At 71.0% G+C, this 21,276-nt stretch carries 21 protein-coding genes and 1 riboswitch; of the genes, 10 read left to right on the top strand and 11 right to left on the bottom strand.

Annotation, left to right across the window (positions count from 1 at the left end; all coding sequences use genetic code 11):
* Positions 1-49: 49 nt before the first annotated feature.
* Positions 50-517, bottom strand: coding sequence for a thioredoxin-dependent thiol peroxidase (gene bcp / locus ACZ4UV_RS07430; protein WP_451017832.1), 468 nt, complete (start codon positions 515-517; stop codon positions 50-52).
* 104 nt (positions 518-621) lie between these two features.
* Between bcp and ACZ4UV_RS07425 the strand changes: the two genes are divergently transcribed.
* The 3 genes from ACZ4UV_RS07425 to ACZ4UV_RS07415 all read left to right on the top strand — a co-directional run bounded on the left by ACZ4UV_RS07425 (position 622) and on the right by ACZ4UV_RS07415 (position 1,828).
* Positions 622-954: a DUF3618 domain-containing protein gene (locus tag ACZ4UV_RS07425; protein WP_351490942.1), complete on the top strand. Its 333-nt coding sequence runs from the start codon at positions 622-624 to the stop codon at positions 952-954.
* Between the two features lie 24 nt (positions 955-978).
* Entirely contained in the window at positions 979-1,335 is a 357-nt protein-coding gene (locus ACZ4UV_RS07420; RefSeq protein ID WP_046730549.1) for a GroES family chaperonin, read from the top strand.
* Between the two features lie 53 nt (positions 1,336-1,388).
* Positions 1,389-1,462: riboswitch (guanidine-III (ykkC-III) riboswitch) on the top strand.
* 45 nt (positions 1,463-1,507) lie between these two features.
* On the top strand, positions 1,508-1,828 hold the full coding sequence (locus tag ACZ4UV_RS07415) for a DMT family transporter (RefSeq protein ID WP_467836316.1): 321 nt from the start codon (positions 1,508-1,510) through the stop codon (positions 1,826-1,828).
* A gap of 21 nt (positions 1,829-1,849) precedes the next feature.
* Here ACZ4UV_RS07415 and ACZ4UV_RS07410 read toward each other — a convergent pair whose 3' ends face one another.
* The gene (locus ACZ4UV_RS07410; protein WP_467836638.1) at positions 1,850-4,177 is read right to left on the bottom strand and encodes a transglycosylase domain-containing protein; all 2,328 of its coding nucleotides are present in this window, start codon (positions 4,175-4,177) and stop codon (positions 1,850-1,852) included.
* 812 nt (positions 4,178-4,989) lie between these two features.
* Between ACZ4UV_RS07410 and ACZ4UV_RS07405 the strand changes: the two genes are divergently transcribed.
* The 6 genes from ACZ4UV_RS07405 (at position 4,990) to ACZ4UV_RS07380 (ending at position 12,042) form a co-directional block, all read left to right on the top strand.
* Positions 4,990-5,775: an ABC transporter permease gene (locus ACZ4UV_RS07405; protein WP_390042967.1), complete on the top strand. Its 786-nt coding sequence runs from the start codon at positions 4,990-4,992 to the stop codon at positions 5,773-5,775.
* Between the two features lie 85 nt (positions 5,776-5,860).
* Positions 5,861-6,625 (top strand): ABC transporter permease, encoded by a 765-nt coding sequence (locus ACZ4UV_RS07400; RefSeq protein WP_451017842.1) that lies wholly within the window; start codon positions 5,861-5,863, stop codon positions 6,623-6,625.
* 4 nt (positions 6,626-6,629) lie between these two features.
* A complete protein-coding gene (locus ACZ4UV_RS07395; RefSeq protein WP_351490950.1) occupies positions 6,630-7,637 on the top strand; it encodes an ABC transporter ATP-binding protein in 1,008 nt (335 codons plus the stop codon).
* 41 nt (positions 7,638-7,678) lie between these two features.
* On the top strand, positions 7,679-8,422 hold the full coding sequence (locus ACZ4UV_RS07390) for a DUF1707 SHOCT-like domain-containing protein (protein WP_451017835.1): 744 nt from the start codon (positions 7,679-7,681) through the stop codon (positions 8,420-8,422).
* A gap of 788 nt (positions 8,423-9,210) precedes the next feature.
* Entirely contained in the window at positions 9,211-10,473 is a 1,263-nt protein-coding gene (locus tag ACZ4UV_RS07385; RefSeq protein ID WP_467836628.1) for a DUF445 domain-containing protein, read from the top strand.
* An 84-nt stretch (positions 10,474-10,557) separates the two neighbouring features.
* Entirely contained in the window at positions 10,558-12,042 is a 1,485-nt protein-coding gene (locus tag ACZ4UV_RS07380; RefSeq protein ID WP_467836309.1) for an MFS transporter, read from the top strand.
* Between the two features lie 18 nt (positions 12,043-12,060).
* Here ACZ4UV_RS07380 and ACZ4UV_RS07375 read toward each other — a convergent pair whose 3' ends face one another.
* The 4 genes from ACZ4UV_RS07375 to ACZ4UV_RS07360 form a co-directional block, all read right to left on the bottom strand.
* The gene (locus tag ACZ4UV_RS07375) at positions 12,061-12,438 is read right to left on the bottom strand and encodes a cytochrome C oxidase subunit I (RefSeq protein ID WP_467836306.1); all 378 of its coding nucleotides are present in this window, start codon (positions 12,436-12,438) and stop codon (positions 12,061-12,063) included.
* Entirely contained in the window at positions 12,435-14,129 is a 1,695-nt protein-coding gene (ctaD, locus tag ACZ4UV_RS07370) for an aa3-type cytochrome oxidase subunit I (RefSeq protein WP_467836303.1), read from the bottom strand. The genes ACZ4UV_RS07375 and ctaD overlap by 4 nt, the downstream gene beginning before the upstream one ends.
* Before the next feature lie 247 nt (positions 14,130-14,376).
* Positions 14,377-15,813 carry an alginate lyase family protein gene (locus ACZ4UV_RS07365; protein ID WP_451020342.1) on the bottom strand — a complete coding sequence of 479 codons (1,437 nt, stop codon included), beginning with the start codon at positions 15,811-15,813 and terminating at the stop codon, positions 14,377-14,379.
* A gap of 107 nt (positions 15,814-15,920) precedes the next feature.
* Positions 15,921-16,379, bottom strand: coding sequence for a hypothetical protein (locus tag ACZ4UV_RS07360; protein WP_390042670.1), 459 nt, complete (start codon positions 16,377-16,379; stop codon positions 15,921-15,923).
* Between the two features lie 144 nt (positions 16,380-16,523).
* Here ACZ4UV_RS07360 and ACZ4UV_RS07355 point away from each other — a divergent pair, with 144 nt between their 5' ends.
* Complete coding sequence (locus tag ACZ4UV_RS07355) at positions 16,524-17,480, top strand: GlxA family transcriptional regulator (RefSeq protein ID WP_390042672.1); 957 nt, start codon at positions 16,524-16,526, stop codon at positions 17,478-17,480.
* A 127-nt stretch (positions 17,481-17,607) separates the two neighbouring features.
* Here the strand turns inward: ACZ4UV_RS07355 and ACZ4UV_RS07350 are convergent, their stop codons facing one another.
* The 5 genes from ACZ4UV_RS07350 to ACZ4UV_RS07330 all read right to left on the bottom strand — a co-directional run bounded on the left by ACZ4UV_RS07350 (position 17,608) and on the right by ACZ4UV_RS07330 (position 21,110).
* Complete coding sequence (locus ACZ4UV_RS07350; RefSeq protein WP_451020343.1) at positions 17,608-17,910, bottom strand: hypothetical protein; 303 nt, start codon at positions 17,908-17,910, stop codon at positions 17,608-17,610.
* 112 nt (positions 17,911-18,022) lie between these two features.
* The gene (locus ACZ4UV_RS07345; protein WP_451020344.1) at positions 18,023-18,307 is read right to left on the bottom strand and encodes a hypothetical protein; all 285 of its coding nucleotides are present in this window, start codon (positions 18,305-18,307) and stop codon (positions 18,023-18,025) included.
* Between the two features lie 276 nt (positions 18,308-18,583).
* On the bottom strand, positions 18,584-19,873 hold the full coding sequence (locus ACZ4UV_RS07340; RefSeq protein ID WP_467836290.1) for a hypothetical protein: 1,290 nt from the start codon (positions 19,871-19,873) through the stop codon (positions 18,584-18,586).
* 30 nt (positions 19,874-19,903) lie between these two features.
* Positions 19,904-20,425, bottom strand: a complete 522-nt coding sequence (locus ACZ4UV_RS07335; RefSeq protein WP_467836287.1) for a SigE family RNA polymerase sigma factor — start codon at positions 20,423-20,425, stop codon at positions 19,904-19,906.
* A gap of 145 nt (positions 20,426-20,570) precedes the next feature.
* Entirely contained in the window at positions 20,571-21,110 is a 540-nt protein-coding gene (locus ACZ4UV_RS07330) for a TetR/AcrR family transcriptional regulator (RefSeq protein ID WP_467836620.1), read from the bottom strand.
* Between the last annotated feature and the right edge of the window lie 166 nt (positions 21,111-21,276).

Genomic DNA, 21,276 nt, shown 5'->3' with positions numbered 1-21,276 from the left:
GCCGGGTCACCCCGGTGCAAGCCGTCTGCGGTGGTGGATCAGGTGGTGCTCAGATGCCCAGATCCTTGATGATCTTGGCCACGTGGCCGGTGGCGCGGACGTTGTAGAGGGCCTTCTCCACCTTGCCCTGCTCGTCCACGATGATCGTGGAGCGGATGACGCCCATGTAGGTCTTGCCGTAGTTCATCTTCTCGCCGAAGGCGCCGTACGCGTCGAGGACCTTCTTGTCGGGGTCGGCGAGGAGGGTGACCTTGAGGTTCTCCTTCTCGCGGAACTTTCCGAGTTTCTCCGGGGCGTCGGGGGAGATGCCGAGGACGTCGTAGCCGGCGTCGGCGAGGAGGGAGAGGTTGTCCGTGAAGTCGCACGCCTGCTTCGTGCAGCCTGGGGTGAGGGCGGCGGGGTAGAAGTAGACGATGACCTTGCGGCCCTTGTGGGCGGAGAGGGACACCTCGTTGCCGTCGGCGTCGGGGAGGGTGAAGTCGGGGGCTACGTCCCCGGGCTGGAGTCGCTCGCTCATCGGTCTAGCGTAACGGGGGGTCCTGACCGTGCGGCGGCGGCGAGAGCTGACAGACTGTCCAGAACAGGCAGTACGGCAGTACGGCAGACTTCGGAGGGCCTACGGTGGCGGAGACGTCGGACACCAGAACCCCGGCGCAGATCGAGGCGGACATCAAGCGCCGCCGCGAGGTGCTGGCCGAGACGCTGGACGAGATCGGGGTGCGGGTGCATCCGAAGACCATCGTCGGCGATGCGAAGGCCAAGGTCGCGGCCAACGTCGATCACACGCTCGGGCGGGCCTACGTCCAGGTCAACCGGGTGGTGAGCGATGTGAAGGCCCAGTTCGTGGACGAGGAGGGCGCGCCGCGGCTGGAGCGGGTCGTGCCGGTCGCGCTCGTCGCCGTGGGCGTGGTCGGGCTGCTGGTCTTCAGCGGTACCCGACGGCGTAAGAGCTGATCAGAGGCAGGTAGGTTCACAGGCGTGAGCGCCAAGAGAGACGAGCAGAGCAGCCAGCACGACAAGCTGCCCATCCGGATGCTGCACGACCGGGTCCTGGTCAAGCAGGACACCGGGGAGGGCGAGCGACGGTCCGGCGGGGGCATCCTGATCCCCGCCACGGCGGCCGTCGGGCGCCGGCTGGCCTGGGCCGAGGTGGTCGCGGTCGGGCAGAACGTGCGGACGGTGGAGCCCGGTGACCGGGTGCTGTACGACCCGGAGGACCGTGCCGAGGTCGAGGTGCGGGGGGTGGCGTACGTGCTGATGCGGGAGCGCGACCTGCACGCCGTGGCCGCCGACCGGTTCGAGGGCTCGGAGGACTCGACCGGCCTGTATCTCTGATTCAGAGGCTTGGAGCGGCCTGGTGGCTTTGGTCACCAGGCCTCTTTGTCATTCCTTTGCTACCTTCGAAGGAGCCAGCCCGACGAGACGCGCCGTACCGGGACCGTGAAGGCAAAGACGACGCACCCCCGTTGTCAGCGATACGTCAGCGATACGTCTCGGAGGTGCCGTCATGGCCTGGGTTCTGCTTTTCGTCGCCGGTCTGCTCGAGGTCGGGTGGTCCGTGGGGATGACGTACACGGACGGCTTCACCCGGCCCCTGCCCAGTCTGCTCACCGGCGGCGGGATCGTCGCCAGCATGCTGCTGCTGTCGTACGCCGCGCGGACGCTCCCCATCGGTACCGCCTACGGCGTGTGGGTGGGGATCGGGGCGGCGGGGGCGGCGGTGTTCGGGATGGTGGGGCTGGGGGAGCCGGCCACCGCCGCCCGGATCTTCTTCGTGTGCCTGCTGCTGGTCGCCGTGGTGGGGCTCAAGGCGACCAGCGGTCATTGACCAGCAGGCATTGACCAGCGGTCATTGGACGAACCCGAACCCTCCTCCGCCCCCGTCGCCCGCTGTCGTGCCGGTACTGGTGCCGGTGTCGGTGCCCGCCGTCGTCGTCCCGGTACTCGTGCCGGCGGTCGTGGTCCCGGTGGAGGTGCCGGAGTCGGTGCCCGAGGTCGTCGTACCGGAGTCGGTGCCGGCGGTCGTCGTACCGGACGTGGTGGTGCCGGCGGTGGTGGAACCGTCCGTCGTGCCGCCGTCCGTGGTGCCGGCGGTGGTGGTGCCGGTGGTGCCGCCGTTGTCCTGGCCGCCGTCGGTGGTGCCGCCGGTGTCCTGGTTCCCGCCGGTGGTGCCGCCGTTGTCCTGGCCGCCGGTGCCCGGGGTGGCCGTGTTCTGGGTGGGCGGGGCCACGGTCTCGGCGCCGGCCTGGAGGTCCAGGTCGAAGTCGGAGGCCGTGGTGCCCTTCAGGGCGTCCTTGGTGTACTGCGCCCAGATCTCGGTCGGGGCCCCGCCGCCGTTGATGCGCTCCAGGCCGAGCGCGCCGTAGAGCGACTTGTGGGCGGCCGTGACCGGGTCCTGGCCCATCACGGAGACGACGGTGGAGAGGTCGGGGGTGTAGCCCGCGAACCAGGCGGCGGTGTCCTCCTCGGCGGTGCCGGTCTTGCCGGCCGCCGGGCGGCCCGCGGCCTGGGCGGCGGTGGCGGTGCCGTTGTCGACCACGCTCTGCAGGACGGAGGTGGTGGTGTCGGCGGCCTGCCGGCTGACGGCCTGGGTGGTCTTGGACTCCGGCAGCCTGACGGTCTCCGTGCCGTCCCTGGTGATCTTGTCGACCATGGTGTACGTGCCGTGCCTGCCGTGGTTGGCGAGCGTGGCGTAGGCCTCCGCCATGTCGAGGACGCTGGCGGTGGCGGTGCCGAGGGCGATCGACGGGTACGGCTGGAGGTCCTTGGTGTCGGCGGGGATGCCCAGGCCGACGGCGGTCTGCTTGACCTTGGACGGGCCGACGTCGACGGCCATCTGCGCGTACACCGAGTTCACGGAGAGGTCGGTGGCCTTGCGGACGGTGATCTGGCCGTACGACTTCTCGTCCTCGTTCTCCGGTGCGTAGGAGCCGCCGGGCCAGCCCTGGACGGTGCGCTTGTTGGTGCCGTCGTAGTAGGTGTTCGGGGTGATGGTCTGCCCGGCCTGGGTGGTGGAGCCGTTGTCGACGGCGGAGGCGAAGACGAACGGCTTGAAGGTGGAGCCGACCTGGAAGTCACCGCGGGTCGCGCCGTTGGTGTACTGCTTCACGTAGTCGATGCCGCCGTACATGGCGACGACCTTGCCGGTCTTCGGGTCGACGGAGGCGCCGCCGGCCCGCACGTAGTTGTCCACCTTGTTGTTCTTGCTCAGCTTCGACATCAGCTTGTCGTCGACCGCCTTGACGAAGGCGTTCTGCCGGCTCTTCTGCAGGGTGGTGGTGATGCGGTAGCCGCCGGCCTCCAGGGAGTCCGAGTCGACGATCTTGTTCTTGATCAGGTAGTCGTTGACCGCGTTGACGATGTAGCCGCGCTGTCCGGACATGCCGGTGGAGACGGTCTGCTCCTTGGGCATCGGGAACTTCATGGCGGCCCTCTTGGACTCGCTGAGCCAGCCCTTCTTGACCATGCCGTCCAGGACGTAGTTCCAGCGGGCGACCGCGGCCGCCTTGTTCTCGGGGTGGGCGACGACGTCGTACTCGCTCGGCGCGTTGACGAGCGCGGCGAGGTAGGCGGCCCGGGCCGGGTCGAGGTCGATGGCGTCCTTGCCGTAGTAGGCCTGGGCGGCGGCCTGGATGCCGTAGGCGTTGCGGCCGAAGTAGCTGGTGTTGAGGTAGCCCTCGAGGATCTGGTCCTTGGACTCGCTGCGGTCCAGCTTGACCGAGATGAAGAACTCCTTCACCTTGCGGGTGACGGTCTGTTCCTGGGCGAGGTAGTAGTTCTTCACGTACTGCTGGGTGATCGTGGAGCCGGACTGGGTGCCCTTGCCGGTCGCGGTGTTCCAGGCGGCGCGCAGCATCGCCTTGGGGTCGACGGCGGACTCGGTGTAGAAGTCGCGGTCCTCGGCGGCGAGCACGGCGTGCTGGGCGTCCGTGGAGACCTGGGAGAGGTCCACGTTCTCCCGGTTGACCTCGCCGTCGCGGGCGAGCTGGGAGCCGTCGGCGTACAGGTACACGTTGGACTGCTTGGTGGCGAACGTGTTGGCCGCCGGGATCTTGACCATCGAGTAGCCGAGGAAGAACAGGCCGATCAGCAGCAGTACCCCGAGCACGAAGGTGCCGAGCAGCATCCGCCAGGTGGGGATGATCCGCCGCCATCCGGTCCGCTTGGGCCGCTTCATCTTCTTCCCGCCCCCCGTCGTCTGCGCGTCGGCCGCGGGCGGCTCGGCGCCGGGCGGTACCGCCCCGGCCGGCGTGACCGCGGCAGCAGGCGTGACCGCGGCGGGTGCCGGCGCCTTCGGCGGCCTGACCGCCGTGAGCTGCCGTGTCTGCGTGTCCTGCCCGTCGTCCTGTGCGCTCCGTGCGTTCTGCCGGTCCTGCGTGCTCTGCCGGTCCTGCCCGCCCTGTGCGTTCTGCCGGTCCTCGGGCGCCGCCGCCGGTGGTCGCGCCTTCGGCACCCTGACCGCGGCGAGCTGCCGTGTCTGCGTGTCCTCGGCCGCAGGCCGCCGCTCCGTCCGCCCCGGACCGGCCACCGCGGGCGGCTCCGCGCCGGGTGGTTCCGTGCCTCGCGGCTCCGCACCGGGTGGTTCCGTGCCCTGCGGCTCCGTGCCGGGTGCCTCCGGCGTCGTCTTCCCGGCCGCCGCGGGCGGCTCCGGCTGCTTCGTCCCGGCCGTCGGCTGCGCCGGGATCTTCTTCCCCTCGGCCGCGGCCGGCGGCTCCGTCGGGCCTCCGCCGCCCTGGTTCGGCTGTTGCGGCTGCGGCTCGTCGCTCATGTCGTGCACGGACTCCTGTTTCGCGTCGTACATTCGTTCCCGTACGACCTCGTACGCTTCTGCGCCCCCTGTTGAAGACTCTCGCACCGCGCGTTCCGTTCCCGGATTCCGGCACGCTTCGGTCACGGAAATTGCGTGGCCTGCGGTGTCGTCGGCGCAGTAGGCTCCTGCGCTTCGGTGTCGGACGGTCCGGGAGGTCGGTTGGCGTGGGCGCGGGACGGTTGTACACGGCCGTCGCTGCGGGGGGTTTCCGACGGTACGCGACGTATCGGGCGGCCACCGCCGCCGGGGTGTTCACGAACACGGCCTTCGGGATCATCCTCGTCTACACGTACTTGGCGCTGTGGGACGAGAAACCGCACCTCGGAGGCTATGACCAGGCACAGGCGGTGACCTATGTGTGGCTCGGGCAGTGCCTGTACGCGACGCTCGCGATCCAGGGCGGGGGCGTGGAAAAAGACCTGATGGAGCGTATCCGTACGGGCGCGATCGCGATCGACCTGTACCGTCCGGCCGATCTTCAAATATGGTGGCTGGCGACCGATTTGGGTCGCTCGCTCTTCCAGATGCTGGGACGGGGCGTGATCCCCTTCCTGGTCGGCGCGGTGTTCTTCCCGATGGCGCTGCCCGCGGACGCCGGCACCTGGGCCGCCTTCCTGGTCGCGCTGTTCCTCGCGATGCTCGTCAGCTTCGGCATCCGCTACCTGGTCGCACTGAGCGCGTTCTGGCTGATGGACGGCATGGGCGCCAACCAGGTGATGATGATCGCGGGGATCTTCTTCTCGGGCATGACCCTGCCGCTGAACGTCTTCCCGGGCGCCCTGGGCGAGGTGGTGCGCGTCCTGCCCTGGGCGGCGCAGATCCAGATGCCCGCGGACGTGCTGATGGGCGAGACCGGGGTGGCGGGGGCGCTCGCCTTCCAGGCCGGGTGGGCGGTGGTGCTGCTGGCGGCGGGGCGCCTGCTGCAGTCGGCGGCGACGCGACGGGTGGTGGTGCAGGGTGGGTGAGCGTGCCCTGGACGGGGGGCGCGGTTGGCGCGGGGCGGGGGAGCGGACCCGGGAGGGGCTGCGGGCGTACCGGCTGATCGCCGGGATGTGGATCCGCTCCACGATGATCTACCGCACCTCCTTCGCCCTGACGATGGCCGGGAACCTGCTGGTGACCGGGCTGGACTTCGCCACGATCCTGCTGATGTTCACGCGGGTCCACTCGCTCGGCGGCTGGTCGCTGCCCGAGATCTGCCTCCTGTACGGACTGTCGGCGACCGCGTTCGGCGTCGCAGACCTGGCACTGGGCTCGATGGACGTGCTGGGCGCCCGGATCCGCGACGGCTCCTTCGACACCCTGCTGGTCCGGCCGGCGCCGGTGCTCGCGCAGATCGGCGCCGACCGCTTCGCGCTGCGCCGCCTGGGCCGGATCACCCAGGGCGCGGTGGTGCTGGGCTGGGCGCTGGTCTCCGTGGACGTCGCGTGGACGCCGGCGAAGGTGCTGCTGGTCCCGCTGATACTGGCCGGCGGCGCGGCGATCTTCTGCGCGCTGTTCGTGGCGGGCGCGGCCTTCCAGTTCCTGGCGCAGGACGCGGCGGAGGTGCAGAACGCGTTCACGTACGGCGGTACGACGCTGCTCCAGTACCCGCCGACGGTGTTCGGGAAGGACTTCGTGCGCGGGGTGACGTTCATGCTGCCGCTGGCCTTCGTCAACTGGGTGCCGGCCGCGTACGTGCTGGGGCGGCCGTATCCGCTGCGGCTGCCGGCGTGGACGGCGTGGTCGACACCGCTGGTCGCGCTGGGGTGCTGCGTACTGGCGGGCGCGGCGTGGCGGGTGGGCCTCAGGTCGTATCGAAGTACGGGGAGTTGATCCGATGTCGGACGTGTTCAGCGAGGTCGCCGGGGTGGACGAGGTCGCCGAGGTGTTCATCGAGGTCGCCGGGGTGGAGAAGGTCTTCGAGGTCCGGAAGAAGACCGGCTTCCTGAAACGGGAACGCCGGCAGGTGCGGGCGGTCGACTCGCTCTCCTTCACGGTGGCGCGGGGCGAGATGGTCGGCTACATCGGCCCGAACGGCGCCGGGAAGTCGACCACGATCAAGATGCTGACGGGCATCCTCACCCCGAGCGGCGGCCGGCTCCGGGTGGCCGGCATCGACCCGTCCCGCGAGCGCACCCGCCTGGCCCACCGCATCGGCGTGGTCTTCGGGCAGCGGACGACCCTGTGGTGGGACCTCCCCCTCATCGACTCCTACCGCCTGATGCACCGTATGTACCGCATCCCGGACGCCCGTTACCGCGAGAACCTCGACCGCCTGGTCGAACTCCTCTCCCTGGACACCCTCCTGGACGTCCCGGTACGGCAACTCTCCCTCGGCCAGCGGATGCGCGGCGACATCGTGGCCGCACTCCTGCACGACCCGGACGTCCTCTATCTCGACGAGCCGACGATCGGCCTGGACGTGATCTCGAAGGCCAGGGTCCGCGACTTCCTCCGCGAACTGAACACCGAGCGCGGCACCACGGTCCTGCTCACCACCCACGACCTCCAGGACATCGAGCAGTTGTGCTCCCGCGTGATGGTCATCGACCACGGGCGGCTGATGTACGACGGTCCGCTCGCCGGCCTGCACGAGGCCGGGGAGAGCGAACGCACCCTCGTGGTCGACCTGGAGCGGGAGCTTCCGCCGATCGACGCCGGCCCGGCGGCTCGGGTGGTGAGGGTGGAGGGGCCGAGGCAGTGGCTGGCGTTCCCCGCGTCGGAGTCGGCGGCGCCGCTGGTGGCGAGGATCGCGGCGGAGTACCCGCTGGCCGACCTGTCGGTCCGGGAGCCGGACATCGAGGCGGTGATCGCGAAGATGTACGCGGACAGGGCCACCGCGTAGTCCCCGTAGTACCCGGCGCCGCGAACTCGTAGTCTGCCTCTATGACCGAGGATGCCCCGGAGCTGCGCGCCTCCGACGCCGATCGTGAACGAGTCGCCGAGATCCTGCGGGACGCCCTCGCCGAGGGGCGGCTCGACATGGAGGAGTTCGAGGAGCGGCTGGAGGCGACGTACAAGGCCCGTACGTACGGCGAGCTGACGCCCATCACCAGGGACCTGCCCGCGACACCGGCCGTGTCACTCACCAAGCCCGCGCCGCAGGACGGCACTTGGGGGCACCGGATCGTCGGCGGCGAGGGCACCTCCTCCTGGGCGGTGGCCGTGATGTCCGGCTTCCAGCGCAAGGGGCGCTGGACGGTCCCGAGGCGCTTCAACTCCCTCGCGTTCTGGGGCGGCGGCGAGATCGACCTGCGCGAGGCGAACTTCGCGGACGGCGAGGTCGTGATCAACTGCATCGCGATCATGGGCGGGATCAGCGTGATCGTGCCGCCGGGCGTCGAGGTGGTGATGCGCGGCATCGGCATCATGGGCGGCTTCGACGAACGCGAGCACGACATGTCACCGGACCCGGCCGCCCCGAGGGTGGTGGTGACGGGCTTCGCGTTCTGGGGCGGAGTCGAGGTCGCCCACAAGGTCACGAAGGCGGAACGCCAGCGCCTCAAGGAAGAACGCCGCCAGGAGCACCTCGACCGCAGGTCGGCCCGCCAAGAACTCCACGCCGCCCGCCAGGAGTGGCACCACCAGCGCCGCGAGGAGCGTGACCGCCGGAGGCACGGGGACTACTGAGGGGGCGGCGGGACAGCCGACCCAGGGGCGCGGGGAACTGCGCGACCAGCCCCCACCGGCCCGCAGCTGACCACCGGCCGGTCCGGCACCGCCGTGATCGGCGGAGCGTTTCGGGTGGCGGTGGGGCAGCCGCCCCAGGGGCGCGGGGAACTGCGCGACGAGCCCCCACCGGCCCGCAGGTGACCACCGGCCGGTCCGGCACCGCCGTGATCGGCGGGGCGTTTCGGGTGGCGGCGGGACAGCCGACGTAAAGGGGCGCGGGGAACTGCGCGACGAGCCCCCACCGGCCCGCAGGTGACCACCGCCTGGTCCGGCACCGCCGGATTCCGCCGTCGTGGCCGTGCGCCGTTGCGGCGGGGTGCAGGGAGGCGTCGGGGCATGGGGGAGCGGCGGGGTGCAGGCGCTGCGGAGGTGCGCCGGGGCGTTTCGAGTGGCGGCGGGACAGCCGACGTAAAGGGGCGCGGGGAACTGCGCGACGAGCCCCCACCGGCCCGCAGCTGACCACCGGCCGGTCCGGCACCGCCGGATTCCGCCGTCGTGGCCGGGCGCCGTTGCGGCGGGGTGCGGGGTGCGGGGAGCGCCGGGGCGTAGGGCAGCGGTGGAGTGGGCCGCTGGAATTTTCGGGGGGACAGGTGGTGGGAACTCTTGTCTCCGTCCGGGAGTAGGTCAGGTAGGGACAATGGGTGCGGGATCACCGTGAGGGTGGTGCCGGGTGCGAACGGGTGGAGCAGATGGAGGAACGTACGGAAGCGGTGGACCGGGAGTCGGCTGCCCCGTCCTACAAGTCCATGAACGCCTTCACGCCCGCCGACGAGGAGCGCCAGCGCGGCGTCCGGCACATGAAGCGCACGGCGACCGGCCTGCTGCTGCTCGTCGCCCTCGTGTACGCCCTCGCCAAGTGGGCGTCCGGCGCCGGCGCCGGCGCCTGGGCGGACTACGTCGCCGCGGCCGCCGAGGCCGGCATGGTCGGCGCCCTCGCCGACTGGTTCGCGGTGACGGCGATCTTCCGTCACCCCCTCGGCGTGCCCATCCCGCACACCGCGATCATCCCCAGCAAGAAGGACCAGCTCGGCGTCTCGCTCGGCGAGTTCGTCGGTGAGAACTTCCTCTCCCGGGACGTCGTACGCCAGCGCCTGCGCGCCGTCGGCATCGGCAGCCGCCTCGGCGCCTGGCTGGCCGAGCCGAAGAACGCCGACCGGGTCACCGCCGAGCTCGCGACAGCGCTCCGCGGCGCGCTCACCGTGCTGCGGGACTCCGACGTCCAGGCGGTCGTGGGCGAGGCGATCACCCGGCGCGCCGACGCCCAGGAGATCGCCCCCGGCATCGGCAAGATGCTGGAGCGGGTCGTCGCCGACGGCGGCCACAAACGCGTCGTGGACCTCGTCGTCACCCGGGCGTACGACTGGCTGGTGCTGCACGGCGACTCCGTGATGGACGCCGTCCAGGGCGGCGCCCCCGGCTGGACCCCCCGGTTCGTCGACCGGCGTGTCGGCGAGCGCGTCTACAAGGAGCTGCTCCGCTTCTGCTCCGAGATGCGGGACATGCCCTCCCACCCGGCCCGCGGCGCCCTCGACCGCTTCCTCACGGACTTCGCGAACGACCTCCAGTCCGACACCGACACCCGCGCCCGCGTCGAGCGGCTCAAGGGCGAGGTCCTGGGCCGCGGTGAGGTGCAGGACCTGATCGCGTCCGCCTGGACGGCCGTACGCTCCATGATCGTGGCGGCGGCCGAGGACGAACGCAGCGAGCTGCGGCTGCGCGTCCGCGCCTCCCTGATCTCCCTGGGTGCCCGGATGGCCGAGGAGCCCAAGGTCCAGGACAAGGTCGACAGCTGGGTCGAGGGCGCTGCCGTGCACGTCGTGTCGACCTACCGCAAGGAGATCACCTCCCTGATCACCGACACGGTGGCCGGCTGGGACGCCGAGCACACCACCCGGAAGATCGAGGCGCACATCGGCCGCGACCTGCAGTTCATCCGGATCAATGGCACGGTGGTGGGGTCGCTGGCCGGTGTGCTGATCTTCACGGTGTCGCGAGCGCTGGGAGCGTAGACCGCGCGGGCCGGGGCACCCGAACGGGCGGCTTCGGTTCTGGACTCCCGGGCAAGGAGGCGCGCGTTGGGTACGGCTACGGGCATGGGCGTGGACGAAAGCGGCGGCCGGACGATCACCACCCGCATCCCGGCCCGCCTGGACCGGCTCCCCTGGTCCCGCTGGCACTGGACGATCGTCATCGGCCTCGGCACCGTCTGGATCCTGGACGGCCTGGAGGTCACGGTCGTCGGCAACATCGCGAGCCGCCTCTCCGAACCGGGCAGTGGCCTCGCGATCTCCTCCTCCCAGGTCACCGGTACCGCCGCGGCCCTCTACGTGGCCGGCGCCTGCACCGGCGCCCTCTTCTGGGGCCGCCTGACCGACCGCCACGGCCGCAAGAAGCTCTTCATGATCACCCTGGCGGTCTACCTGGCCGCCACCGCCCTGACCTCGATCTCCTTCGCCCCCTGGTGGTTCTTCACCTTCCGCTTCCTGACCGGCTTCGGCATCGGCGGCGAGTACGCGGCGATCAACTCGGCGATCGACGAGCTGATCCCGGCGTACCACCGCGGCCGCGTCGACCTGATCATCAACGGCAGCTTCTGGGTGGGCGCGGTGGGCGGCTCGCTGCTCTCGATCGTCGCGCTGAACACGGACTTCCTGGCGAAGGACGTCGGCTGGCGCCTGACCTTCGCGCTGGGCGTCGTCCTCGGCCTGGTCATCCTGCTGGTACGGCGCAGCGTCCCGGAGAGCCCGCGCTGGCTGCTGATCCACGGCAGGGAACGGGAGGCCGAGGAGATCGTCTCCTCGATCGAGGCGAAGGTGGAGGAGGAGACGGGGAAGCCGCTCCCGGCACCGGAGAGCGAGCTGGTGATCCACCAGCGCAAGAGCGTCACCTTCGCCGAGATCGCCCGCACGGTCTTCCACGACTACCGGCGCCGCGCCGTCCTCGGCTTCTCCCTCTTCATCGGTCAGGCCTTCCTCTACAACGCGATCACCTTCGGCTTCGGCGCGATCCTCACGAAGTTCTTCGACGTGCCGACGGGGGACACCGGCTACTACTTCGTGGTCATCGCCGTCGGCAACTTCCTCGGCCCCCTGCTCCTGGGCAAGCTCTTCGACACGGTGGGCAGGAGGGTGATGATCTCGTCGACGTACCTCCTCTCCGGCCTGCTGCTCTTCCTCACGGCGTGGCTGTTCGACCGCGGCGTGCTCACGGCGGGAACGCTGACGGCGTGCTGGTGCGCGGTCCTCTTCTTCGCGTCGGCGGGAGCGTCCAGCGCCTACCTGACCGTCTCCGAGATCTTCCCGATGGAGACGCGGGCGATGTCCATCGCGTTCTTCTACGCCCTGGGCACGGCCGCGGGCGGCATCAGCGGCCCCCTGCTCTTCGCCGACCTCACGGGGACGGGCAAGGTGGCCGACACGGTGCTGGCGTTCCAGATCGGGGCGGGCCTGATGTGCGCGGCGGGACTGGTGGCGGCGGCGTGCGCGGTGAACGCGGAACGCCGGTCTCTGGAGGACATCGCGCGTCCGCTGACGGCAGCGGCGGCGGAGAAGGGCGGTCCGACGAAGGCGCCCGCGTAGGAGAGGACTTCCAGCAGCTCACCGGCTCAGCGTCACGGCCGTCACCGCCGTCGCCACGAAGGCGACACCCCCGCACACGGCCACCGCCCAGCCCACGCAGCGCGCCCGCAGCCCCCGGTAGCGCCGCTCGTACTCGCCCCGCAGGGACACACACCGGGCGGCGATCCGTTCGAGGTCCTGGCGGGCGCGCCGGAGGCTGTCGTCGACGTAGTGGCGCTCGACCTCGTCGCGCTGGGACGTGGTCAGCCAGTCCATGTGGCCGGTGAACTCCCGCGCCAGCTGCTCGGCCTCGGCGATCCTGGCCTGCCACAACAGGTATCCCTCGACCTGGTTGGCGAGGTCTCCGTCGGCTCCCGGCGGGTGTCCGCCGCCCCTGCGACGTCCCGCCCCGGTCACGTGTGGAGCCTGTGCGCCTCGGACTCGGCCATGGCGAGGTCCGGGTGGTGCAGGTCGAACGCCGGGGACTCGCTGCGGATCCGCGGCAGGGTGACGAAGTTGTGCCGCGGCGGCGGGCAGGAGGTCGCCCACTCCAGGGAGCGGCCGTAGCCCCACGGGTCGTCGACGCCGACGGGCTTGCCGTACCTGGCCGTCTTCCACACGTTGTAGAGGAACGGCAGGATCGACAGGCCGAGCAGGAACGAACCGATCGACGAGACCGTGTTCAGCGTGGTGAAGCCGTCGCTCGCCAGATAGTCGGCGTACCGGCGCGGCATGCCCTCCGCACCCAGCCAGTGCTGGACCAGGAAGGTGCCGTGGAAGCCGACGAACAGCGTCCAGAAGGTGATCTTCCCGAGCCGCTCGTCGAGCATCTTGCCGGTCATCTTCGGCCACCAGAAGTGGAAGCCGGAGAACATCGCGAAGACGACCGTGCCGAAGACCACGTAGTGGAAGTGGGCCACGACGAAGTACGAGTCGGAGACGTGGAAGTCCATCGGCGGCGAGGCCAGGATGACACCGGTCAGACCGCCGAACAGGAACGTCACGAGGAAGCCGGCCGCCCACAGCATCGGTGTCTCGAAGGACAGCGAGCCCTTCCACATGGTGCCGATCCAGTTGAAGAACTTCACACCGGTCGGGACCGCGATCAGGAAGGTCATGAAGGAGAAGAACGGCAGCAGCACACCACCGGTGACGTACATGTGGTGGGCCCACACCGTCACGGACAGACCGGCGATCGAGATGGTCGCCGCCACCAGACCCATGTAGCCGAAGACCGGCTTGCGGGAGAAGACCGGGATGACCTCGGTCACGATGCCGAAGAACGGCAGCGCGATGATGTACACCTCCGGGTGGCCGAAGAACCAGAAGAGGTGCTGCCAGAGCAGCGCTCCGCCGTTGGCCGCGTCGAACACGTGGGCGCCGAACTTGCGGTCCACCTCCAGCGCGAACAGCGCGGCCGCGAGGACCGGGAAGGCGAACAGGACCAGGGTCGCGGTCAGCAGCACGTTCCACACGAAGATCGGCATCCGGAACATGGTCATGCCGGGGGCCCGCATACAGATGATCGTGGTGATGAAGTTGACCGCGCCGAGGATGGTGCCGAAACCGGAGAAGGCCAGGCCCATGATCCACATGTCGGCGCCGAGGCCGGGCGAGCGGATCGCGTCCGACAGCGGGGAGTAGGCGAACCAGCCGAAGTCGGCCGCGCCCTGCGGGGTGAGGAAGCCGCCGACCGCGATGGTCGAGCCGAACAGGTACAGCCAGTAGGCGAACATGTTCAGCCGCGGGAACGCGACGTCGGGGGCGCCGATCTGGAGCGGCATGATCCAGTTCGTGAAGCCGGCGAACAGCGGCGTCGCGAACATCAGCAGCATCACCGTGCCGTGCATCGTGAACGCCTGGTTGAACTGCTCGTTCGAGATGATCTGCAGGCCCGGCCGGGCGAGCTCGGCGCGCATGAGCAGCGCCATCACGCCACCGATCAGGAAGAACGCGAACGACGTGACCAGATACAGCGTGCCGATCGTCTTGTGGTCGGTGGTGGTCATCCACTTCACCACGACGTTGCCGGGCTGCCGGCCCCGCAGCGGCACCTCGCTGTCGTAGTGGGGGACGGCCGAGGGCTCGGGCTGGTTGAGAACGGTCACCGGTGTGTGTCTCCAGACGCTCGCGGTTCACCCTCCGGCCATCCTGGCGGCTGGGGACCGGGAGAGAGGCCCCTGAGCCGCCCGCATACGGCCGAACGGGCGGCCAGGACCCACGGGTGGAGCAAGCCCCGGGCGCGTCCGACCGCGCCCCGAAGTGGCGCTGGGGGTACCCCCGGCCGAAGGCTGGGGGAGGAACCGCGCGACCAGCCACGACGGAGCCGCGCCCGAACGACGGCGCACCGCGGCACTACCCCGCCCGGCGCCCCCGCCTCCGCAGCAACAGCAACCCACCCGCCAACGCGGTGACCCCCGTCGCCGCGGCCCACCCGACGACGTCCCCCGACCCGGTGGCGGCAAGGTCGTCGCCCTTGCCCATGGCCGACGGAGACGCCCCCGACACAGGCGCGGACGCCGATGCCGACGCCGCCCCGGACGCCGATGCCGATGCCGATGCCGACGCCGCCCCGGATGCCGCCGGACTCGGCGAAACCCGGTCCCGTGTGAACGCCAACGTCCCGAACCCCAGCTGGTCGTACCCCCCGCTGTTCGGCCCGTAGTCCCCGCCCCCGCCCTCCGGCGCCGCCTTCGCCGCGATCCGGGTGACGTAGGTCGCCGACATGCCCCGCCGCTTGGTGTAGTGGTTGGCGATCATCGCCCAGATGGGCCGGATCATCGACGGGTCGACGCCCGCCGCCGCCGTCACCGTCTCACTCCCCGACCACCCTCCGACCGCCCCCTTCCGCCGTGTGTTCGCGGTGAACGGCACCTGCCCGCCCAGGTTCCACTTGGCGACGTACTGCGCCCCCTTGAGGAACCGGCTGTCGTCGTAGCCGTACAGGTCGATCCCCTGGTTCCACGCCATCTCGCAGAACGTGCCCATCAGGCCGACGCCGAGCAGGGCGTGCCCCTGGTCGCGCCCGGCCTCCAGCCACTCGCCCAGCCCGTCGTCGTACACGACGGGAATCGCGTTCCTGACCGACCCGAGCCCGGCGCCGTGCTTGAAGTAGTCGACCGCGCGGGCGACCTGGGCGCGGTCGTCGCAGAAGATGCCGGTGGCGAGGACGCAGGCCATGTTGGCGAGGTCCCAGTTGGTCCAGTAGTTGGAGACGACGGCGCCGTTGTGCCGGACGAGGAAGTCGTCGCTGACCGCGCCGAAGTTCTTGGCGAGCATCTCCTGGAAGCGGGCCAGCTCGAAGTCCCCGTGGCCGCGGACGAGTTCGGCGGCGTTGGCGAACTGGTAGCCGTACAGCCCGGCGGCCAGGAACCGGTCGGCGGAACCGTTGACCGCGGTGAGGGTGGCGGACCAGGCGTTGAGGACGGCCACCGCGGTGTCGGCGTACGCGCTCTCGCCGGTCACGTGGTAGCGCAGGGCGTTCTGGTACGCGGCGTGGATGTCGTTGTAGAGGAGCGAGTAGTTCTCCGGGGTGCCCGACCCCCGGTACACGACGGCCTGCGGCCGCGCCTGCCAGCCGCTCTGCGCGTGCCGGTTGGCCGTGAGCCTGGCGAACCCGGCCGTGTAGGGCGCGGCGCCCGCCTTCACCTTCGCGGCCATCCGGTCGAGGTCGGTACGCGTGTGCAGCAGGCCGGGATGGGCGAAGGCTCCCGTTCCGGCCCCGGCGGCGACTGCGGGCGCGGCCGCGCCCACCGCGGCGATCCCCGCGGCCGCGCCCGAGGCCTTCAACATGCTCCGGCGGCTGATCTGTCGAGTCACGTGCATGCCCCGGGAGACGGGCCCGCCCGCCCCCCGATAACAGAAAACCGGCAGTCGGGTACGACGCTCCGGTACGGCGCTCAGGCGCCGGTCGTCGACCCCGGCCGCACGATCATCAGCACCGTCACGGCGGCCCAGAGGAGGTTGAACACCCCGGTGAACATGGCCAGTCGGACGGTCGTCTGCCGCGTGCCGGCACCCGCACCGGCCTCCACCAGTGCGCTCTGCCGGGGCAGTACCAGTGCGGCGAGGACCAGTGCGGCGAGTGCGGTGAGCGCGATCGACGTGATCAGCCAGGCGCTGCCCAGCACGTGCATGGTGCTCGCCGTGGCGAACCCGAACACGGGGACGACGACGCCGACGACGGCGTACACCCGGCATATCCGGTGCAGCAGCTGGACGGTCTCGGCGGCCCGGACGTCGTCCGGTGCCTCGATGGCGCGCCGGGCGGCCGGCGGGAACATGCTGGCGGCGACGGTGACGGGACCGATCGCGACGATCGCCGCGAGGACATGGACGGCGAGGAGGAACTTGGTCACGGCGACGACCGTATGCGGCCGGATGATCGCGCAGAAGCGGCGATACTGACACCCTTCGACGGATTCTCGCCAGGCGCCAGGTCTCGCCCCGCGGGAGTGGCCCTCACGGTTGGCGACAACCCGTCGAACAGCTACGTTCCTGCCATGCACACCGTCGCCGTACTCGTCCTGGACCAGGTCATCCCGTCCGACTTCACCGTGCCGATCGACACCTTCGGCTGGGCCCGGCTGCCCGACGGCCGGGACGCCTACCGGGTGCGGGTGTGCGGGCCGGCGGCCGAGGTGACGGCGGCGGGCGGCGCGTTCACGATCAAGGCGCCGTACGGGCTGGACGCGCTGGCCGAGGCGGACACGGTCATCGTGCCGGGCGTCGCGGATCCCGCCTGTGTCCTGCCGCCCGAGGTCGCCGACGCCCTGCGCGCGGCGGCGGCGAACGGCACGCGGATCGCGTCGGTCTGCGTCGGGGCGTTCGTCCTCGCGGCGACCGGCCTGCTGGACGGCCTGCGCGCCACCACGCACTGGGCCGCGGCCGACACCCTGGCCGCGCTGCACCCGTCCGTCGACGTCGACCCGAACGTCCTGTACGTCGACAACGGCCAGTTCCTGACCTCGGCGGGCGCGGCGGCGGCCATGGACGTGTGCCTGCACATGATCCGCAGGGATCACGGCTCGGCGGTCGCCGCGCACGCCGCCCGGATGTCGGTCATGCCGCTGGAACGGGAGGGCGGCCAGGCCCAGTTCATCGTCCACGACCAGCCACCGGCCCCGGCCGGCGCGACCCTGGAGCCGCTCCTGGCCTGGCTGGAGGACAACTGTGACCGTGATCTGACCCTGGACGAGGTCGCGGCACAGGCCGGTATGAGCACCCGTACCCTCAACCGGCGCTTCCGCGACCAGACCGGCACGACCCCGCTGCAGTGGCTGCACCGGGCCCGGGTGCGCAGGGCCCAGCACCTGCTGGAGACCACCGCCCACCCCGTCGAACGCATCGCGAGCCAGTCGGGCTTCGGCTCCCCGACGGCCTTCCGCGAACGCTTCAGGAGAGTGGTCGGCACCAGCCCCCAGGCCTACCGCCGGGCCTTCCGCACCTCGGACGCGTAGGCGCTCCGCTGGGAACCGCCGCGATGGGCCGTCGTTCGTCCGCGGCGGCCTCGTGACTGGTCGCGCAGTTCCCCTTACCCGGCCTTCGGCCGGGGGTGCCCCCAGCGCCCCTCTGGGGCGCGCCGGCTCAGGCTCGGCGGTCCGCGACGGCCCAGGATGCCAGTGCCACCGCGCCCGCCACGCCGAAGACGGAAGGCCAGGCGCCGACCTTCTTGGCCAGCGGGTGCGAACCGGCGAACGCGGCGACGTACGCGGCGGACAGTGCCCCGGCGGCCTTCCCGCCCGCCTGCTGCCGCCACTGCTGAGCGGCCGCGGCCCCGGCGACGGCCAGCACGGCCCCGCCCAGCGGCCGCTTCCTGGTCCAGCGCGCGACGCCGTACCCTCCGACGAGCCCACCCGCGGCGATCACCGAACTGGGAACCCTGGCCATGCCTGTCTCCTTCTGGACGGATCGCAGGCCGGACCTCTGCCCGGATCTCTGCCTGGATTTCCCGAGGCTAACGCGGAGACGGGTGCGCCGAGCGGACCTGAGTCGCCCCGGATCAACTCTCCTCGGCTCGATAGGTGGCCTCCCGGTCGACGGACCCGACGCCGTCCAGGGCCGCCGGCGCCGGGATCCGGTCCTCACTGGGGACGGTGCCCGTCAGGGCGCCCAGCAGCGGCTGCTCCCCGGTGACGGTGAGTCCGGCGTGCCGCAGCCTCGCCACCACCTCGGCGAACCGGTCGGGATCGACGGAGACTGCCTTTCCGCGCTGTGCTGTCTCCTGCCCTCGGCGATCGCCGTGTGTTCGTGCACCGCCGGTCGTCAGGATGCGGACATGCGTCACCGATGCGCGGTCAGGTTCGATGTGCGGGGCGGATCTGCCGGGTACCGATGACTCGTCGTGCGTGGGGGCGGATCCGCCGTGTACCGGAGAGCCGTCCTCGCCCCCGTACGATCGGCCCGTACCACAGCGGCGCCTCTTCCACGCTCCCGCCACCTGCGACGACGCGGAACTCCGGGGCGTGTGACGTGGTTGAACTCGCGATGAGGGAAGGGGGGTTCAAGTTGCTCCGTCAACCACGGCGGCGACGGCCACTCAGGGCGGGACGGCACCCACGAGCTAGGACCGCCACTTGGGGCTGAGCGCGATGGCGCGCAGCTGCTTCATGGTCAGGGCCGGGGCGGTGCGGGTCGCGGCGGTCTGCTGGGAGCCGGAGTTGAAGGCGCTGATCACCACGCGGAAGCCGTCGGTGCGCAGGGTGTCGACGGTCCACATGACGACCCCGGCGCCGCCCTTCTCCCCGGGCTGCTTCTTCTCGGCGACCCTGGTCCCGTCGGGGAGCGTCTCGGATCCGGCCCCGAACAACTGCCCCGCGACATCGGACATGTCCGGCTGCACGTTGATCTGGACGAGACTCCGCCCCTTGCCGTCGTCCACGACGACGTACGTGAACTGGGCGTCGTCATCGCTCCCGTGCGCCACCACCTTCAGCCCCTTCGGGACGAGTGAGGTCAGGGCCTTCCGGATCGCCCCGCCGTCCTCCTGGGCCGCGGGCGGTTCCTGGGTCTGCCGGGGATCCTCCGGGATGGCGTCGACGACCCCGCGCCACTCCTGCGCGGCCGCCAGCTTCTTCAACTGAGCGGCCGACAGCGGCGGTTCGTCGCGGCTGACCGGCGCGTCCTTCTCGGCGGCGGCGTTCCACTCGCTGACGGAGACGTGATGGCCGTCCGGGGTGACGAGGTTCGCCGTCCAGAGCTTGGTGTCCACCCGCCGGTCGGGGTACTCGTATCCCTTCACGACGGTGACGACGGACGCGTCGGGCAGATGGCTGGTGCTGCAACTGTCGTACGGCGTGTAGACCTTGTCCGGGCACCGGACGGCCTGCCGGGCGTCGGACCCGCCCGGCAGCACCCGGTTCACGGCGACGCTGACGGCGGCGGGGCCCTGCCCGTCGTCGAACACGACCTGCGCGTACGGCGCCGCGAGCGGCTCGCTCGGGTCGACGCCCCGCCCCTCCGCCTTGCCGAACTTCCCCTCGGGCAGCAGCTTCTCCAGCATGCTGATCATGTCGTCCGAGGTGACGGCGCGGTCGGTGGGGGAGACCGTGGGGTGCGGGGTGGTGCGCACGGCGGAGGGGGACCGTTCGGACGGCGCCCCGCTCCAGGGCACCAGCAGCGCCCCGCCGACCCCGGCGAGCGCGACCCCGGCCGCGCCGCCCAGCAGGGTCGTCCGCCGACGCAGCCGTAGCCGCCGCCCCCGCACCGTACCGCCGGCGACGAGCGCGCCCCGGTCGGCGTCGAAGGTGTCCCCGGCGTCGTGCAGCGCGGCGGAGAGCCGCACCTCGAAGGCATCGCCGTGACTGTTGTCGCTGTTGCTGTCGCTGTCGTTGTACTGCCGCTCCACGGCCATGACGAACCACCGTCTCCACAAAGGTTGATGTCAGGGGCGGGCGTACTCGGCGAGGTCCTCGCCCAGCAGCTCGCGCAACCGCCCGAGGGCGCGCACACACCGCGTACGGACCGCGGCCGAGCTCATGTTGAGCGCGTCCGCGGTCTCGTGCACCGACCGGTCCTCCCAGTACCGCAGCACGACGACGGCCCGGTCCTTGGCGGGCAGCCGCGCCAGCGCGTCGAGGAGGGTCAGCCGCAGCGAAGGGTCGGCGCCCCCGATACCGGCACCGGTGTCGGCCAGTTCGGGGAACGAGTCCCTGGCCCGCTCCCTGCTGCTGAACCGCCGCCGATGGGCGAGGAAGGTCCGGGTGAGGACGGTCTGCGCGTACCCGGCGGGGTTCTCGGCGCGGGAGACCCGGCCCCAGCGGACGTAGATCCGCCCGAGGGCCTCCTGCACCAGGTCCTCCGCGAGGTAGGTGTCCCCGGCGGTGAGCAGACAGGCGGACCGGTACAGATGCCCGGCCCGCGCCGCGGCGAACTCGGCGTAGTCCTCCCCAGCCTTCTGACTCATCCGCAAGCTCTCCCCGCTTCCCGGTCTCCGACCCCGCCCCCGGCCCGGCGCTCTGCCGTTCCACCTCACTGATGCGGTGGGCCGGGGGAAATGTTTCAAAGAATTCTCAGGGGAGGCTCATTGGCTGCCGCCCGCACCGCCGTCGTCACCGCAGTGAGCCGAGCCAGTCGAGGAGACGGGCGCCTTCGCGGGTCATGACGCCCGGGTCGCGCAGGGCGTTGGCCAGCAGCGACATGCCCTGGTAGCCGGAGACGAGGGTGAGGGCCAGGTCGTCCGGGTCGTCCGGGCCGGACAGCCGCATCTCGCGGAACTGGCGTGCCGCCCAGTCCAGCAGCCGCCGGATCACTGCGCCGGCCTCCGCGTCGAGGGTCCCGTCGCCGCGCTTGCCGAGCTCGGCGGCCAGGGTGCCGGTGGGGCAGCCGTACCGGGCGGCGACGTCGCGCTGCTCGACCCACGCCTCCACCAGCGCCCTGAGCCGGTCGCGCGGGTCGGGCAACTGGTCGAGGCGGGCCGTGAGTTCGTCGAGGTGCGCGGTGTGTTCGCCGAGCGCGGCCCGGACCAGCTCGTCCTTGGTCTTGAAGTAGTAGTAGACGTTCCCGACCGGGACGTCGGCCTCCTGGGCGATGTCCGCGAGGGTGGTGCGCTCGACGCCCTGCTCGTGCAGGACCCGGGCGGCGGCGGCCATCAGCCGCTGCCGCTTCTGCGACGCCCGCACCCGCCGGTCCACTGAGTTGGTCACCCAACTCACTATAGACAACCGGGGAGTCGCCCGTGCTAGCGTCTGAACCAGCAGACTAAGTCAGTCAGCTAACTAACTCGTAGCCAACCAACTCGTAGATGACCAACTCACA

This window comes from Streptomyces sp. NPDC028289 (genome assembly GCF_055565975.1).
The sequence above is the reverse complement of the archived record's forward strand: the minus strand, read 5'-3'. Positions and strand labels throughout refer to the sequence as shown.